1 pseudogene is annotated in these 18,392 nt (G+C 71.0%); it reads right to left on the reverse strand.

Annotation, left to right across the window (positions count from 1 at the left end):
• Window positions 1-8: 8 nt before the first annotated feature.
• A pseudogene (locus ACH4PU_RS15340) lies at window positions 9-18,161 on the reverse strand (non-ribosomal peptide synthase/polyketide synthase); the annotation flags it as partial.
• Window positions 18,162-18,392: the final 231 nt, after the last annotated feature.

Consider the following 18,392-nt stretch of genomic DNA (forward strand, 5'->3'; position numbering starts at 1 on the left):
TTTCGACTTCAGGTCGATGGGGAAACGATGCGCCGAAGCCTGTCCGCCACAATGGGTCCGATTTCCTCCAGCGGCCCCTGGTTCAGCATCTGCGAATGCCGGGCGCCGACCCGGTGGAAGTCGATTCCACCGGTGATGTGCTCGCTCCACATGTTCTCGGTGAGCGGGTTGTTCGATCCCTCACCGGCCGCGATGACAAGCGTTTCCGCAGATACGACGTGCTTTTCGACCTGATTGCGGATACGCACGTTGTTGATCAGGACGTCGGTCAGTGTCCGCACTTCGGATTCCTTGAGCCCGGCGAGTACCGAGTTCTTCTCCCGAAGGATTTCCGCGACGCGGTCGTGGCTCAGCGTTTTCGCTTCCGCCTCGTCGACGTCGACGTCGAACCCTTCGAGGATGCCGCGGTACATGGTCGACATATCGATCTTGGAAACGATCTCCTCCACTTCTGCCGCGGTGATCTCCTTCCTCGGATAGGCGTCGAGGAGCACAAGCAGCGCGACCTGCCTTCCGCGGCGCTCCAGGAGCGCCGCGACGGTGTGGGCCAAGAGGCCCCCGAAGGACCAGCCGAGGAGGAAGTACGGGCCTTCCGGCTGCAGTTGGAGAATCCGCTGGACATAGTCCTCGGCCATGTCGTCCAGGGATTCCGGGAGCGGTTCCTGGCGCCGTATGCCGCGGGCTTGCAGGCCGTAGACCGGGATCTCCGGCGAGAGGTGCTTCAAGAGCCTTGAATAGGACCAGCCCAGCCCGCTTACCGGGTGGATGCAGAAAAGGGGGCGGTGCCGTCCGTGTGTGCGCAGGGGCAGCAGCACATCCAGGCTGTCCTCCTCCCCCAGCTCCATCCGGCGGGCCAGCGCCGCCACGGTGGGGCCCTCGAAGACCGCGCGGACGGGCAGTTCCACACCCAGCACGTCGCGTATCCGGCCGACCAGCCGGGCCGCCAGGAGGGAGTGTCCGCCCAGGTCGAAGAAGCCGTCCTCGATCCCGGCCTGTGGCACGTTCAGCACCTCGGCGAACAGATCGCACAGCACTTCTTCCTGCGGCGTCCTGGGCGCCTGGTGCCGGAGCCGGGTGCTGTGGTCCGGGGCCGGCAGGGCGTCGCGGTCCAGCTTCCCGTTCGGGGTCAGCGGGAGCGCCTCGAGGGTGACCACGGCCGACGGAACCATGTACTCCGGCAGGCGTGCCGCCGCATGGGCGCGCAGTTCGCCGGAGGTGGGGGCGGTGTGGCCCTCGGGCACCACATAGGCCACGAGCCGGGTGTCGCCCGGTGCGTCCTCCCGGGCCACGACGACCGCCTGTGCCACATCGGGGTGCCCGGCCAGCACGGCCTGGACCTCACCGGGCTCGATGCGATGGCCGCGCACCTTCACCTGTTCGTCCGCACGCCCGGCGAACTCCAGCTCGCCATCATGGTTCCACCGCACCAGGTCACCGGTCCGGTACATCCGCGCACCGGCCTCGAAGGGACACGCCACGAACCGCTCCGCGGTCAGCCCCGGACGCCCGTGATAGCCACGCGCCAGACCCGCACCGGAGACATACAGCTCCCCCGCGACACCCGGCGGAACCGGACGCAACACCTCGTCGAGCACGTACACCCGGGTATTCGAGAAGGGGCGGCCGATGGGGACGGGGCCGGCCGGGAGCCGCGTACCCGGGGGGATCGTGTACTGCGTGCAGTTGACGGTCAGTTCCGTCGGGCCGTACGCGTTGACGACCGCTGCCCGGGGGTTCTGCTTCCGCCAGCTCTCCAGGGCTGCACCGGTGAGGGCCTCGCCGCCGAGGATCAGGGTGTCGGCCGGTGACCATCCCGCGGAGGGCCCGGTGAGCAGGGGAAGGTGCGAGGGAGTGGCTTTGAGCAGCGTCATCGGGGCGTCACCGGCCGGAGGCAAGTCCTCCAGGTCTGCGAGGTGGACGCGGCCGCCCAGCGCCAGAGTGGTGTACAGGCCGGTGACCGTGAGGTCGAACGACATCGGGGACGGGACCAGCGTCGCGTCCCTCGCCGCCGGGTAATGCCGGGTGGACCAGCTCAGGTAGTCGGCGAGTGAACCGTGCTCGACGACGACGCCCTTGGGGCGGCCCGACGAACCCGAGGTGTAGATCAGGTACGCCGGGTGCGACGGGTCGAGGCCCGGTGCCGGGTCGCGGTCGGGGTGATCCGTCCGTTCCCGGGACATCGTCTGTTCATCGAGCACCAGCAGGGGCCGGGCATCATCCAGCATGAAGGCGAGACGATCGGCCGGATGCGCCGGGTCCAGCGGCAGATACGCGCCGCCGGCCTTGAGGACGGCCAGCACCGCGATCACCATCTCCACGGACCGGGGGAGCGACACCCCCACGATGCGCTCCGGCCCCACGCCCCGCTCGATCAGGTGGTGGGCCAGCCGGTTCGCGCGAGCGTTCAGCTCCCCATAGGTCAGCGACTGCTCGCCGCGGACCACCGCCACCGCGTCCGGCGCCGCATGGGCCCGCTCGGTGAACAGATCCACCACCGTCGGCGTGGGCAGCTCGGCCGCGGTGTCGTTCCACCCCCGCAGGAGTCGCGAGCGCTCCCCGTCAAGCAGCACCTCCGCCTCGCCGATCGGCCGGTCCGGCCGCGCGACGACCTGTTCCAGCAGACGTGTCCAACGTGCCACCAGCGTCTCGGCCGTGGCCCGGTCGAACAGGTCCGTCGCGTACTTCAGCACGCCGCTCACACCGGCCGGGCCGCCCGACTCGTCGTGACGTTCGATCATATGGGCCGAGAGGTCGACCTTCGATGTGTCCAGACCGACCGGCTCTTCCCGTACCTCCAGACCTGGCAGGCCAACGGCGCCGCCCGACGCGTTCTGCAGCACCAGCATCACCTGGAACAGCGGATGATGCGATACGGAACGCTGAGGGTTGAGCGCCCCGACCAAGTACTCGAACGGCACATCCTGGTGGGCATAGGCGGCCAGGCTCGTCCGGCGGACCCGCGCCAGCAGTTCCCGGAAGCTCGGGTCGCCGGAGGTGTCCGTACGGAGCACCAGCGTGTTGACGAAGAATCCGACGAGATCGTCCAGGGCCTCGTCCGTGCGGCCCGCGATCGGGGACCCCAGCGGAATGTCGGTGCCCGCGCCGAGGCGGGTCAGCAGCGTCGCCATTCCGGCCTGCAGCACCATGAAGACGGTCGCGCCCGATTCCCGGGCCAGACCGGCCAGTGCCCGGTGCAGCTCCGGGGTGAACGCGAAGGGCAGACCGGCACCCTCGTAGGACTGCACCGCGGGGCGTGGCCGGTCCGTCGGCAGCGTCAACCGGGCGGGCAGTGCGGCCAGTTGTTCCGTCCAGTAGCCGACCTGCCGGGCGAAGACACTGTCGGGGTCGGACTCCTCCCCCAGCAACGCGCGCTGCCACAGCGTGTAGTCCGCGTACTGCACGGCCAGGGCCGGCCATGAGGGTGCGCGCCCCTCGCGGCGGGCTGTGTAGGCGGTGGCCAGGTCCCGCATCAGCGGCCCGGTGGACCATCCGTCACCGGCGATGTGATGCAGCAGGACGAGCAGCACGCACTCGTCGCCGCCACAGTCGAACAGCCAGGCCCGGAGGGGCGGCTCGACGGCCAGGTCGAAGTCGTACCGTGCGGCCCTCGCCACCTCCCGCGGCAGCTCGTCGGCGCTGACCTCGAGGGTTTCCCAGGCCAGTGCGTCGGCGGTCACGATCTTCTGGTACGGCATGCCGTCGGTCTCGGGGAACACCGTGCGCAGGGACTCATGGCGGTCCACCACGTCCCGCAGCGCGGCCCGCAGTGCCTTGTGGTCCGCCCCGCCGGACAGGCGCAGGGCCAGGGGCATGTTGTAGGCGGACGACGGTCCGTCCAGCTTGTGCAGGAACCACAGCCGGCGCTGGGCGAACGACAACGGGATGTGATCCGGCCGCGGCATCGGCACCAGGGCCGGGCGCGCCCGGTCGCCGGTGTCGTCCAGACGCCGGGCCAGTGCGGCGACGGTCGGCGTCTCGAACACCATGGCGATGGGCAGTTCCACACCGAGCGTGGTGCGCACCCGGCTGGCCAGCCGGGTGGCCAGCAGCGAGTGGCCGCCGAGATCGAAGAAGTTGTCGTCGATGCCGACCTCGGGCAGGCCCAGGACCTCGGCGAACAGTCCGCACAGCGCATGCTCCCGCGGAGTGCGCGGTGCGCGGCCGCCGCTGAACAGGGCGTAGTCCGGCGCCGGCAGCGCCTTGCGGTCCAGCTTGCCGATGGGGCTCAGGGGCAGCTCGTCCAGCACCACGAAGGCCGCGGGCACCATGTACTCCGGCAGCCACCGGCTCAGCCGGGCGCGCAGCTCCTCGTTCAGCCCCCGTAGCCGGTGCGTGGCCGCGGGCTGGTTGGCCGGCCTGTCGTGCCGCGCGGTCCGGTCTTCACCAGGGGCTGTTGCGCCGCTGCGATAGGCGGCCACCGGCCGCGTCGTCCCCGAGGGGAGGAAGACCGCGTCGAAGCGGTCGTCGCGGCCGGACTTCGCCCACGTCGTCACCGCGCGGAATCCCTGTGCGACGGCCACTTGGTGGCAGGCTTCGGGGTCCGGACCGGCGCTGCCGGCCCGGTCCATCCGCTCGAGCACCCGGCTCGCGGTGCTCCCGGCCCGTATCTCCCGCATCGCGGTGTGGTCGGCGAGCAGCCGGCCGTTGGGGATGTCGTTGCAGCGGACGCCCTCCGGGTGGGTGCGCAGCGCCTCCCGGATGCCGTCGAGGAGGTCGTCGCCCGCCTCGGACCAGGTGATCTCCGGCAGGGAGTCGACCGTCAGCGGAACCAGTGGCGCCTTGCAGAGGACGACGTCGTAGCGGTAGCGGGACAGCTCGTTCGCGTACGCGCCGCGCTTGAGCCTGATGTCGACGCCGCCGATCCGGTCGAGGTCCGTCCCGAGCCCGGTGAAAAAGTCCGGGGAGAGCAGCAGTTCCTCCTCCCCGGTGATCTTCTGCTCGATGGCCGCGCGGACGGCTCCCATGTCGGCGTCGTGGGTGAGCCCGTGGCCGGCGACCCCGCTGTGCAGGGAGCGCAGCAGACGCAGGTTCCGGATGTCTCCCAGGAAGAGCGATCCGCCCGGCACCAGGAGGTCCAGGCAGGTGTGGATCACCTCTTCGAGGTACTGGGAGTGCGGGAAGTACTGGACGACCGAGTTGATGACGATCGTGTCGAAGTACTCCCGGGGGAGGCCGGAGGCGTCATCGGCGGGCTGGGCCCGCAGTTCGACCGTCGGGGCCACGTCTCCGAGGGCGGCCAGGCGTCCGCGCAGCGCGTCGATCGCCGACGGGGAGAAGTCCGTGCCCCAGTACGCTTCGCAGTGGGGTGCCACCTGCGACAGGATCAGGCCGTTACCGACGCCGATCTCCAGTACGCGCCGGGGTCGGAGCTCCAGGATCCGTTCCACGGCCGAGGTCCGCCATGCCTCCATTTCGGCGAGCGGGATCGCGGTGCCGTCGTAGCTGCTCCGCCAGATCCCGAAGTCCTCCCAGAAACCGCCGTTCGCCAGCTGGTCGCGGTACTGGGACTCGTACACCTCCCGCCACGACTCGATCTGCCGGGTCTCCTCCTTGGCGTCGCCCGCGGCGGCCCACTCCCGGCCGGGCACCACATAGCCGACGAGTCTCCGGTCGCCGTCGCCGTCGTCGCGGACGAGCACGGCGGCCTCCGCCACGTCCTCCTGCCGGGAGAGGACGGCCTCGACCTCGCCCAGTTCGATTCGGAAGCCCCGCAGCTTGACCTGGTCGTCGGCCCGGCCGACGAAGTCGAGGCCGCCGCCGCGGCGCCACCGCACCAGGTCCCCGGTGCGGTACAGCCGGGTACCGGGGCCGCCGAACGGATTCGCGACGAAGCGTTCGGCCGTGAGGGCGGGGCGGCCGAGATAGCCGCGTGCCAGGGCGACCCCGGCGACGTACAGCTCTCCGGCCACGCCCGGTGGAACGGGCCGCAGATGCGGGTCCAGGACGTAGACGCGGACGTTGGGCATGGGCGTGCCGATCCACGGGGTGTGCTCGCCGCTCTCCACCGCGCCGAGCGTGTTCCACACCGTGGTCTCGGTCGGGCCGTAGAGGTTGACGACCTCGCCGCCCGCCGCGCACAAGGCCGCGGCCAGGCCGCTCGACAGTGCCTCGCCGCCGACGAGCAGCCGTACACCGGCCAGGCCCTGGGGTGCGGCGGTCACCATCGACCGGTACACCGAGGGCGTGGCCTGCAGGACGGTCGCCCCGCGCTCGGCCACGAATGCCGAGAGCGCGGCGGGATCCTTGGTGACGGCCGAGGGGGCGATCACCACGCTGCCGCCGCCGAGGAGCGGTGCGTAGATCTCGACGGCGGCGATGTCGAAGGCGAGGGTGGTCGCCGCGACCATGCGGTCCTGCCCGGTGAACGGGATGCGGGTGCCGAGCCCGTCGAGGAAGTTGGTGATGCTCGCGTAGGAGATCACGACACCCTTGGGGCGTCCGGTGGAACCGGATGTGTAGATGACGTAGGCGGCGTTGTCCGCGTGGACCGGCAGATCCGGATCGGACGCGTCGAGTGTGCGGAGCTCCCGTTCCACGGCGGGGTCCCCGAGGACGACACGGGGCACACCGGACGCCGGCAGCCGCTCGCCGGCAGCCGCGGTGGTGATCACCACCGCCGGAGCCGCGTCCTCGAGCAGGAACGCCAGCCGGTCGGCGGGGTGACCGGGATCCATCGGCAGATAGGTCGCACCCGCCTTGAGGACTGCGAGCATGGACACGACCATGTCGGCCGTCCTCGGCAGGGCCAGGGCGACGACCGTCTCCGCGCCGATGCCCTGGCCGGCCAGGAGCCGGGCGAGACGGTTGGCCCGCTCGTCGAGCTGACGGTAGGTGAGTTCGATGTGCTCGCAGCCGACGGCCGGCGCGTCCGGTGTCAGTGCCGCCTGTCGCGCGATCTTCCGGTGCGGCCACTGCGCGGACAGCGGTACGGCGGTCGCGTTGCGGGACTCGACCAGTTCGCGGTACTCCTCGGCGGACAGCAGCCCGGCGTCCGCGATGCGTACGAGGGGATCGCGGACCACGGAGCGCAGCAGATTCCCGTACCACACCGCGATGCGCTCGACGGTCTCGCGGTCGAACAGCTCCGTGGCGTACTCGATCCGCCCGAGCAGACCGTCGGGCGAGCCCTCTTCGGTCCGCGTCTCCACCAGGCTCACGAACATGTCGAACTTCGCGCTCACCCGCTCGATCTGGTGCGGGGTGGCCTCGAGACCATGCCCCCACCGCGCGGGGTGGTCGACATTCTGCAGCGCGAACATCACCTGGAACAGGGCGTTGCCGGACAGGGTCCGGGCGGGGTTGATCGCCTCGACGAGGTATTCGAAGGGCAGGTCCTGGTGGGCGTAGGCGTCCAGCGTGGTGGCCCGGACCCGGGCGAGGAGTTCGTCGAACCGGGGGTTTCCGCCGGTGTCCGTCCGCAGCACCAGGGTGTTGACGAAGAATCCGACGAGCGGGCGCAGGGCGTCATCGGTACGGCCGGCGATGGGTGTGCCGAGCGGGATGTCGGTCCCCGCGCCGAGGCGCGTCAGCAGCGCGGCGAAGGCGGCCTCCAGGACCATGAACAGGGTGGTCCCCGTCTTCCGCGCGAGAGCGGCCAGCCCCGCGTGCAGCTCGGCGTCCAGGGCCCACGTCACACCGGCGCCCCGGTAGTCGGCGACGGCGGGCCGGGGGCGGTCCGTGGGCAGCTCGAGCTGTGCGGGGATGCCCTCGAGAGCATCGGTCCAGTACGCCAGTTGCGCGGACACCATGCTGTCCGGATCGTCGATCCGGCCGAACAGGTGGTGCTGCCAGAGCGAGTAGTCCACGTACTGCACGGGCAGCGGCGCCCACTCCGGCGGCCGTCCCTCCAGCCTCGCCTGATAGGCGTCGCCCAGGTCGCGCATGAGCGGCGCCCGCGACGAGCCGTCACCGGCGATGTGGTGGAGCAGCACGACCAGCAGGGCGCCGTCCTCGTCGGTGGCCGCGCCGTCCGTGCCGTGCCGGGGCGGCACCAGGAGCCAGGCGCGCACCGGGGGCTCGGTGAGCAGGTCGAAGTGGTGATCGGCCAGCTTCCGTACGGTCTCGTCCCGGCGTGCCGCCTCGACCTCCACGACCTCCCAGTTCAGCGGGGACTCCGCGAGGTCCAGCACCACCTGTCGGGGCTCGCCGTCCCGCTCGGGGAAGACCGTGCGCAGCGACTCGTGCCGCGCCACGACGTCACGAAGCGCGGCCCGCAGCGCCACCTGGTCCACCTCGTGGGGCAGCCACAGCGCCATCGGCAGGTTGTAGGTGGCCGAAGGGCCCTCCAGCTTGTGCAGGAACCACAGCCGGCGCTGGGCGAACGACAGCGGGATGTGATCCGGGCGCGGCATCGGCACCAGCGCGGGACGCGCCAGCCCTGCCCGGTCCAGTCGCCGGGCCAGTTCCGCCACGGTCGGGGCGTCGAAGACGGTGGCGATGGCCACCTCGACGCCCAGGACGCCGCGGATCCGGCCGACGAGCCGGGTCACCAGCAGCGAGTGCCCGCCCAGATCGAAGAACCCATCGTCGACACCGACCGCCGGCACACCCAACACCTCGGCGAAGAGGGCGCACAGCACCTCTTCCTGAGGAGTGCGCGGGGATCGCCCGCCGCCGGGCACTCCGTGACCGGGAGCGGGCAGGGCCTCGCGGTCCAGTTTGCCGTGCCGGGTCAGTGGCAGCCGGTCGAGCTCGACGACCGCCGAGGGCACCATGTAGGCGGGGAGGGAGGCCGCGGCGTAGGCACGCAGCGCCTCCGGGTCGGTGCGGTCGTCACCGGGCGCGGGGACGACGTAGGCGATGAGCCGGGCGTCTCCGGCGCGGTCCTCCCGTACGACCACGGCGGCCTGGGCCACTCCCGGATGCCCGGTCAGCACCTGCGCGATCTCGCCGGGCTCGATGCGATGTCCGCGCACCTTCACCTGGTCGTCCGCGCGGCCCACGAACTCGAGATCACCGTCGTGGTTCCAGCGGACCGCGTCCCCGGTGCGGTACATCCGCACGCCGGGCTCGAAGGGGCAGGCCACGAAGCGTTCGGCGGTCAGCCCCGGGCGGTCCCGGTAGCCGCGGGCCAGACCCGCGCCGGAGACGTACAGCTCACCGGTCACTCCCGCGGGTACGGGGTGCAGCCACTCGTCGAGGACGTACACCCGCGTGTTCCAGAAGGGCCGTCCGATCGGCACCGTGCCCGTGGGCATCTCGGCGCCCGCCGGCAGCTCGAACTGTGTGCAGTTGACGGTCAGTTCCGTCGGGCCGTACGCGTTGATCACCCGCACCCGGGGGTTCCGGCTGCGCCACGGGGCGAGGGCTTCGCCGGTCAGCGCCTCACCGCCGAGGATCAGGGTGTCGGACGGCGACCACGGGTCGGGCAGCCGCTCCAGCAGCGGAAGGTGCGACGGGGTCGCCTTGAGCAGCGCCACCGGCCGTACGGACGTCGCCGGCGGCTCCTCCAGGTCGGCCAGGTACACGCAACCGCCCAGTGCCAGCGTCGTGTACAGGCCCGTCACCGTCAGGTCGAAGGACAACGGGGAGGGCACCAGCGTCGCCGCCCCGGCCGCCGGGTAATGCCGCGTCGACCAGGCGAGATAGTCGGCCAGCGCGCCGTGCTCGACCACCACTCCCTTCGGCCGCCCCGTGGAACCCGACGTATAGATCAGGTAGGCCGCCCGGGACGGATCCGGCCGCGGCTCCGGATCGCTGTCCGGGTGGTCACCGAGATCCTCGTCCAGCAGGTCCTCGTCGACTACCAGCACGGGCCGGGCGTCGTCCAGCAGGAAGGCGAGGCGGTCGGCCGGATACGCCGGGTCGAGCGGCAGGTACGCGCCGCCGGCCTTGAGGACGGCGAGTACCGCCACGACCATGTCCACGGACCGGGGCAGCAGCACCCCCACGATCCGCTCCGGGCCCACACCCCGCTCGATCAGGTAGTGCGCCAGCCGGTTCGCCCGGGCGTTCAACGCCTGGTACGAGAGCGACTCCTCGCCGCAGACCACCGCCACCGCATCCGGTACCGCGGCCGCCCGCTCGGCGAACAGCTCCACCACGGACGGCGTCGCCGTCCCGCTCGCGGTGTCGTTCCACTCCAGCAGCAGCCGGTCGCGCTCGCCCTCCAGCAGCACGTCCGCCACACCGATCCGCAGCCCCGGATCAGCCGCCACCTGCTCCAGCAGCCCGATCCACCGCGCCACCAGCGACTCGGCCGTCCCACGGTCGAACAGGTCGGCCGCGTACTTCAGCACACCGCTCACACCCGCCGGCGCGCCCGACGCGTCCACCCGCTCGACCATGTTCGCCGACAGATCGACCTTGGAGGTGTCCATGTCGACGAGTTCTTCGCTGATCCGCAGCCCCGGCATCCCGACGCCCGCGTCCGAGGGGTTCTGAAGGACCAGCATGACCTGGAACAGCGGGTGGTGTGCGGTGGACCGCTGCGGATTGAGCACCTCCACCAGATACTCGAAGGGCACGTCCTGGTGCTCGTAGGCCGCCAGGCTGGTCTCCCGTACCCGGCCCAGCAGTTCCTCGAAGGTCGGGTTGCCGGAGGTGTCGGTGCGCAGCACCAGCGTGTTCAGGAACAGCCCGACAAGGGGGTGCAGGTCCTCGTCCGTGCGTCCCGCGATGGGCGAACCGAGCGGGATGTCGGTGCCCGCGCCGAGCCGGGTCAGCAGCGCCGCCATGCTCGCCTGCAGCACCATGAACACCGTGGCGTCGGCGCGCTGTGCCAGCGCGGCGAGCCGCCGGTGCAGGCCGGGGGCCAGCTCGAAGGGCGTGTACGAGCCCCGGTACGAGGCCGTCGCCGGGCGGGTCCTGTCCGTGGGAAGCGGCAACACCTCGGGGAGCCGGTCCAACTGCCCCTTCCAGTAGGTGACCTGGCGGGAGAAGACACTGTCCGGGTCGGACTCCTCTCCCAGCAGCCGCCGCTGCCAGAGGGTGTAGTCCGCGTACTGCACCGGAAGCGGGGTCCACGACGGGGCCCGGCCGGCGCGACGGGCGGTGTAGGCGGTGACGATGTCGTGCGCCAGCGGCCCCATCGACCATCCATCACTGGCGATGTGGTGCAGCAGCACCATCAGGACGTGCTCGGTGCCGTCCTCGCCGCCCGCCGTCTCGGGGTCGTCGGCCCGGACGGTGAACAGCGTGGCGCGGATCGGTATCTCGGTGGACAGGTCGAATCCGTGACGGGCCGCGGCCGCGAGCGCGTCCGGGAGTTCCGGGGCGCCGACGGTGCGGGTGGCCCACGGCGGCTCCGCCGTGTGCGGGGCGAGTACCAGCTGCCGGGGCTCGCCGTCGTGCTCGGGGAACACCGTGCGCAGCGCTTCGTGCCGGCCGACGACATCGCGCAGGGCGGCGTGCAGCGCCTCGCCGTCCGCCTCGCCGGACAGCCGCATCGCCAGCGGCGAGTTGTAGGTGGGCGACGGGCCTTCCATTTTGTGCAGGAACCACAGCCGGCGTTGCGCGAACGACAGCGGGATGTGCTCGGGACGGGGTGCGGCCACCACCGGCGGACGTACCGGGCGGGCTGCCGGGCCATCGGTGTCCAGCCGTTGTGCCAGCGCGGCCACGGTGGGCGCGTCGAAGACCGTGGCGATCGCGACCTCGACGCCGAGGTCCCTGCGGATGCGGTTCACGAGCCTGGTGACCAGCAGCGAGTGTCCGCCGAGGTCGAAGAATCCGTCGTCGATGCCGACCGCGGGCACCCCCAGCACCTCGGCGAACAGCCGGCACAGCGTCTCTTCACGGGAAGTCCGCGGCGCCCGGCCCCGGCTGAGCGCGGCGTAGTCCGGCGCCGGGAGGGCCTTACGGTTCAGCTTGCCGTTCGGGGTCAGCGGCAGGCGGTCCAGCACCACCACGGCCGAGGGCACCATGTAGACGGGCAGCAACCCCGCGACATGGGCCCGCAGCGTCTCGTCGTCGGCGCGGCCGTCGTCCGTCATCGCCACATAGGCCACCAGCCGGGTGTCGCCGGGAGTGTCCTCCCTGGCCACCACGACGGCCTGGGTCACCGCGGAATGCGCGGTCAGGGCGGCTTCCACCTCGCCCGGTTCGATACGGAAGCCCCGCACCTTGACCTGCTGGTCGGCGCGCCCGGCGAACTCCAGCTCGCCCTCGGCGTTCCAGCGGAGCACGTCACCGGTGCGGTACATGCGGGCGCCGGGTTCGAAGGGGCAGGCCACGAAGCGCTCGGCGGTCAGCCCCGCGCGACCCCGGTAGCCGCGGGCGAGGCCGGCGCCGGACACATACAGCTCACCGGCCACACCCGGAGGCACCGGGCGCAGCTGCGCGTCCAGGACGTACATCCGGGTGTCCCAGAAGGGCCGCCCGACGGGCAGCACTCCGGGCCGGGGCCGGGTACCGGGCTCCAGACGGTACTCCGTGGAGTTGACGGTCAGTTCCGTCGCTCCGTAGACGTTGATGACGGTGGCCTCGGGGTTCCGGCGGCGCCAGGTCTCCAGGGCTTCGCCGGTGAGCGCCTCGCCCCCGAGGATCAGGGTCTCCGTCGGCGACCATCCCGTGGGCAGCTCGGCCAGCATCGGCAGATGCGACGGGGTGACCTTGAGCAGCGCCACCGGAACATCGGGCGTCGGCGGCAGATCCTCCAGGTCGGCGAGGTGGACGCGGCCGCCCAGCGCCAGCGTGGTGTACAGGCCGGTCACCGTGAGGTCGAACGAGATGGGGGACGGAACCAGTGTCGCCGTCGCGGCGCCCGGGTAGTGGCGCGTGGACCACCGCAGGTAGTGGGCGAGGGAACCGTGCTCGATGACCGTGCCCTTGGGCCGCCCGGTCGATCCCGACGTGTAGATCACATATGCCGTATGCGCCGGCTCGGGCCGCGGCTCCGGGTCCGTGCCGGGATACGTGCTGCGGTCCTGGCCCAGCACATCGGCGTCGAGCACCAGCAGCGGCCGGGCGTCGGCCAGCATGAACTCCAGGCGGTCCGCCGGGTAGGCGGGATCCAGGGGCAGATAGGCGCCACCGGCCTTGAGGACCGCGAGTACGGCGACCACCATGTCGACCGACCGGGGCAGCGAGACCCCGACGAGCCGCTCCGGCCCCACGCCGTGCTCGGTCAGGTAGTGCGCCAGCCGGTTCGCCCGGGCGTTCAGCTCCCGGTACGACAGGGCGTGCGCGCCGGAAACCACGGCCGTCGCCTCGGGCACGGAGCGGACCTGCGCGGCGAACAGCTCCACCACCGTCGGCGCGGGCAGTTCCGTCCCGGTGTCGTTCCAGTCCACCAGGACGCGTTCCCGCTCGCCCTCGAGCAGGATCTCCGCCTGGCCGATGGGACGGTCCGGGTCCGCCACGACCTGTTCCAGGAGCCGCGTCCACCGAGCGAGCAAGGACTCCATCGTGGAGTGGTCGAACAGATCGGTCGAGTACCTCAGCGCTCCCTGGATGCCCGCCGGTGCGCCCGACGCGTCGTGGCGTTCGATCGCGTTGACCGAGAGGTCGACCTTCGACACCTCGACGTCGACGGGCTCGTGGCTGACCTGAAGTCCCGGCATGGCGATATCGCCGGCGGCGGCGCTCTGCAGGGTCAGCATCACCTGGAACAGGGGATGGTGTGACGCCGAGCGCTGCGGGTTCACCGTCTCCACCAGGTACTCGAACGGTACGTCCTGGTGGGCGTAGGCCGCCAGGTTCGTCTCGCGGACGCGGTCCAGCAGGGTGGTGAAACTCGGGTCGCCCGACGTGTCCGTGCGCAGCACCAGCGTGTTCAGGAACAGGCCGACGAGATCGTCCAGGGCCTCGTCCGTACGGCCCGCGATCGGGGATCCCAGCGGAATGTCCGTCCCCGCACCCAGCCGGGTCAGCAGCGCCGCCATCCCCGCTTGCAGCACCATGAAGAGGGTCGCGCCCGCGTCCCGGGCCAGGCCGAGCAGACCGCGGTGGAGCTCCTTGTCCAGCTCGAAGGCCACGTCGGCGCCGTCATAGGACTGCACGGCGGGACGCGGACGGTCCAGCGGCAGCGGCAGAAGGTCCGGCAGGTCCGCCAGCTGCGCGGTCCAGTAGTCGACTTGGCGGACCAAGGCGCTGCCCGCGGTGGACTCGTCACCGAGCAGCTCCCGCTGCCACAGCGTGTAGTCCGCGTACTGCACCGGCAACGCGGTCCAGGACGGGGCCCGCCCCGCGCTGCGGGCCGCGTACGCCGCGGCGAGGTCGGCGGCCAGCGGTCCGGTCGACCAGCCGTCGGTGGCTATGTGGTGCAGCAGAATCATCAGGACGTGGTCGTCACCGGAGGCGAACAGCCAGGCTCGGACCGGTATCTCCGAGGAGAGGTCGAACCCGTGCCCCGCCGCGGTTTCCAGGGCGTCCGGCAGCTCCCGCTCGCCGACCGAGCGGGTCTCCCACGTCAGCCGCACCTGGTCGGGCTCGATGACGGACTGCCGGGGCTCGCCGTCCTGCTCCGGGAACACGGTACGCAGCGACTCGTGCCGCAGCACCACATCCAGCAGCGCCGCCCGCAGCGCCGGCTCATCCAGTCGGCCGGCCAGCCGCAGGACCAGAGGCGAGTTGTAGGTGGGCGAGGGTCCTTCGAGTTTGTGGAGGAACCACAGTCTGCGCTGGGCGAAGGAGAGCGGGATGAGGTCCGGGCGCGGCATCCGTACCAGTGCCGGACGCACCTGCCCCTCACCGTCCAGGCGCTGGGCGAGCTCGGCGACCGTGGGGGCGTCGAAGACAGTGGCGATGGCCACCTCCACACCCAGCACACTGCGGATCCGGCTGACCAGCCGGGTCACCAGCAGCGAATGCCCGCCCAGATCGAAGAAACCGTCATCCACGCCGACCCGGGACACCCCCAGCACCTCGGCGAACAGCCCGCACAACACCTCCTCCTGCGGCGTACGCGCAACCCGCCCACCACCCACCACGGAGTACTCCGGAGCGGGCAAAGCCTTACGGTCCAACTTGCCGTTCGGCGTCAACGGCAACCGCTCCAGCACCATGACCACCGACGGCACCATGAATCCGGGGAGCAGCCCGCGCACATGGGCCCGCAGCTCCTCACCGACAGTGGCGTCGCCTGCGACCGTCACCGCATAGGCCACCAGCCTGGTGTCCCCAGGAGTGTCCTCCCGGGCCACGACCACGGCCTCGGTCACCGCCGGGTGGCCGTGCAGGACCGTTTCCACCTCACCTGGTTCGACGCGGAATCCCCGCACCTTCACCTGTTCGTCGGCACGGCCCGCGAACTCGAGGTCGCCGTCACGGTTCCAGCGGACCAGGTCGCCCGTGCGGTACATCCGCGCACCGGGCTTGAAGGGGCAGGCCACAAAGCGTTCGGCGGTCAGCCCCGGCCGGTCCCAGTAGCCGCGGGCCAGGCCGGCGCCGGACACATACAGCTCACCGGCCACACCCGGAGGCACCGGGCGCAGCTGCGCGTCCAGGACGTAGACGCGGGTGTGGGGGAACGGGCGGCCGATCGGCGCCACGCCTCCGGCCGACAGGGCCTCGGCGGACAGCGCCCCGCTCATGGTGACGACCACCGTCGACTCGGTCGGTCCATAGGCGTTGATGACCCGGCGCCGGCCCACCGACCACCTGGCCGCCAGCTCGGGCGGGCACGTCTCGCCGCCCAGGACCAGGGTCGTCAGGTCCGGCAGCGCGGACTCCGGTCGGTCCAGCGGAATCGAGCGCAGCACCGAGACCGACATCTGCACATGGGTGATCCGCCGGTCGGCCAGTACGCCGAGCAATGCCTCACCCGCCACCTCGTCCCGGCCGGGCAGCACCAAGGCCGCGCCCGCGGCGAACGCGGTGCACAGGTCGGCGAAGGAGACATCGAAGCTGGGGGAGGCAACCTGGAGCAGCCGGCTCGCGGCGGTCACCGCCATCCGGTCCCGCTGGGTGGCCGCCATGGCGGCCACTCCGGAGTGGGAGACCAGCACGCCCTTGGGGCGGCCGGTGGATCCGGAGGTGTAAATGAGGTACGCCGGGTGCGCGGGTTCCAGAGGCGTTCGCGGATCCCCGGCCGGATAAGCGCTCCTGTCAGCGGCGAGAACGTCCTGGTCCAGCACCAGCAGCGGCCTGGCATCGGCCAGCATGAACTCCAGACGATCCGCCGGATACGCCGGATCCAGCGGCAGATACGCACCACCGGCCTTGAGCACCGCCAGCACGGCCACCACCATGTCGACCGACCGGGGCAACAACACCCCCACCACCCGCTCCGGCCCCACACCCCGCTCGATCAGATGATGAGCCAGCCGATTCGCCCGCGCATTCAACTCCCCGTACGACACCGGCTCTCCGTCGCCGCCGACCACCGCCACCGCGTCCGGCGCCGATCGCGCCCGCTCGCCGAACAGGTCCGCCAAGGTGGCGAAGGGGGTCTCGGGGGCGGTGTCACCGCAGGCGGTCAGCAGCCGGTTCCGTTCACCCTCGAGCAGGATCTCCGCCTCGCCGATCGGCCGCTCCGGCTCGGACACCACATGCTCGAGCAGCCGCACCCACCGGGCGACCAGTGACTCGACCGTGGACCGGTCGAACAAGTCGGTCGCGTATTCCAGCAGCCCGTCTATTCCGGCCGGAACACCGGACTCATCGTGCCGTTCCACCACATTGAGCGAGAGGTCGACCTTCGACACTCCCAGGTCCACCTGTTCGGCACTGACCTGGAGTCCGGGCAGTTCGAAGTCCGCCGAGGGCGCGTTCTGCAAGGCCAGCATCACCTGGAAGAGCGGGTGATGCGACAGCGAACGCCGTGGGTTGAGCACCTCCACCAAATACTCGAACGGCACGTCCTGGTGCGCGTACGCGGCCAGGCTCGTCTCCCGGACCCGCGCCATCAGCTCGAGGAACGTCGGATCGTTCGAGGTGTCGGTCCGCAGCACGAACGTGTTGACGAAGAGTCCGACCAGATCGTCCATGGCGTCGTCGGTACGGCCGGCGACCGGCGTACCGAGCGGGATGTCCGTGCCCGCTCCCATCCGGGTGAGAAACGCCGCCGTCGCCGCTTGAAGCACCATGAAGACGGTCGCACCATTGCCGCTCGCCAAAGCGGCGAGGCCCCGGTGGAGCTCACGGCCGATCGCGAAAGTGACGTACGAGCCCTGATAAGAAGCCACGGCGGGCCGCGGGCGGTCGGCCGGCAGACTCAGCAGATCGGCCAAGCCGGCCAGCTGCCCCGCCCAATAGTCCACCTGCCCCACGAAGATACTGTCCGGGTCGGATTCGTCTCCCAGGAGTTCACGCTGCCACAGCGTGTAATCCGCGTACTGCACCGGCAATTCGGTCCACGACGGAACCTCCCCGGCGCACCGGGCCGAATAGGCCGCGACGATGTCGCGCGCCAGCGGACCCACCGACCAGCCGTCACCGGCGATGTGGTGGACGAGAATCATCAGGACCTGCTCGTCACCGCAGTCGAACAGCCGGCCGCGAACGGGGATGTCCGTAGCGAGGTCGAAGGGCTGACCCGCCGCGGCCTTCAGCGCCGCAGGCAGTTCCGCCTCGGTCGACGACTGCACCGTCCATCCCAACTCGGCGTCGTCGGGATCCAGCACCACCTGCTCCGGCCGGCCGTCCTGTGCCGGGAAGACCGTACGCAGCGACTCGTGCCGCCCCACCACATCCAGCAGCGCGTCGCGCAGCGCCGACGGGTCCACCCGTCCTCGCATCCGCAGCACCAAAGGCATGTTGTAGGTGGCTGAGGGTCCTTCGAGTTTGTGGAGGAACCACAGTCTGCGCTGGGCGAAGGAGAGCGGGATGAGGTCCGGGCGCGGCATCCGTACCAGTGCCGGACGCACCTGCCCCTCACCGTCCAGGCGCTGGGCGAGCTCGGCGACCGTGGGGGCGTCGAAGACGGTGGCGATGGCCACCTCCACACCCAGCACACTGCGGATCCGGCTGACCAGCCGGGTCACCAACAGCGAATGCCCGCCCAGATCGAAGAAACCGTCATCCACGCCGACCCGGGACACCCCCAGCACCTCGGCGAACAGCCCGCACAACACCTCCTCCTGCGGCGTACGCGCAACCCGCCCACCACCCACCACGGAGTACTCCGGAGCAGGCAAAGCCTTACGGTCCAACTTGCCGTTCGGCGTCAACGGCAACCGCTCCAGCACCATGACCACCGACGGCACCATGAACCGCGGCAAACGCTCCGCCGCATGCGCCCGTGCCGCCGCCGCCAACACCCCGACCCCCTGCGACACCACCACCGGATCATTCACCCAGGGCCCCGCCCCGCCCGCCGGACGCAACACACCCGACACCACCGGCCCCACAACGGGAGACAACAGCCCCTCAAACCACTGCGGACCATCCGGCGACCAGGTCAACGCCACCCGATACCCGTGCTCTTCACCCCACCGGGCGAACTCCTCCGGATCCACGATCTCGGTACCGAAATCGGCGAACGCTCCCTGATACTCACCCACCAGCCGGGC

The organism is Streptomyces sp. NPDC021100, assembly GCF_044333095.1.
Taxonomy (GTDB): Bacteria; Actinomycetota; Actinomycetes; order Streptomycetales; family Streptomycetaceae; genus Streptomyces.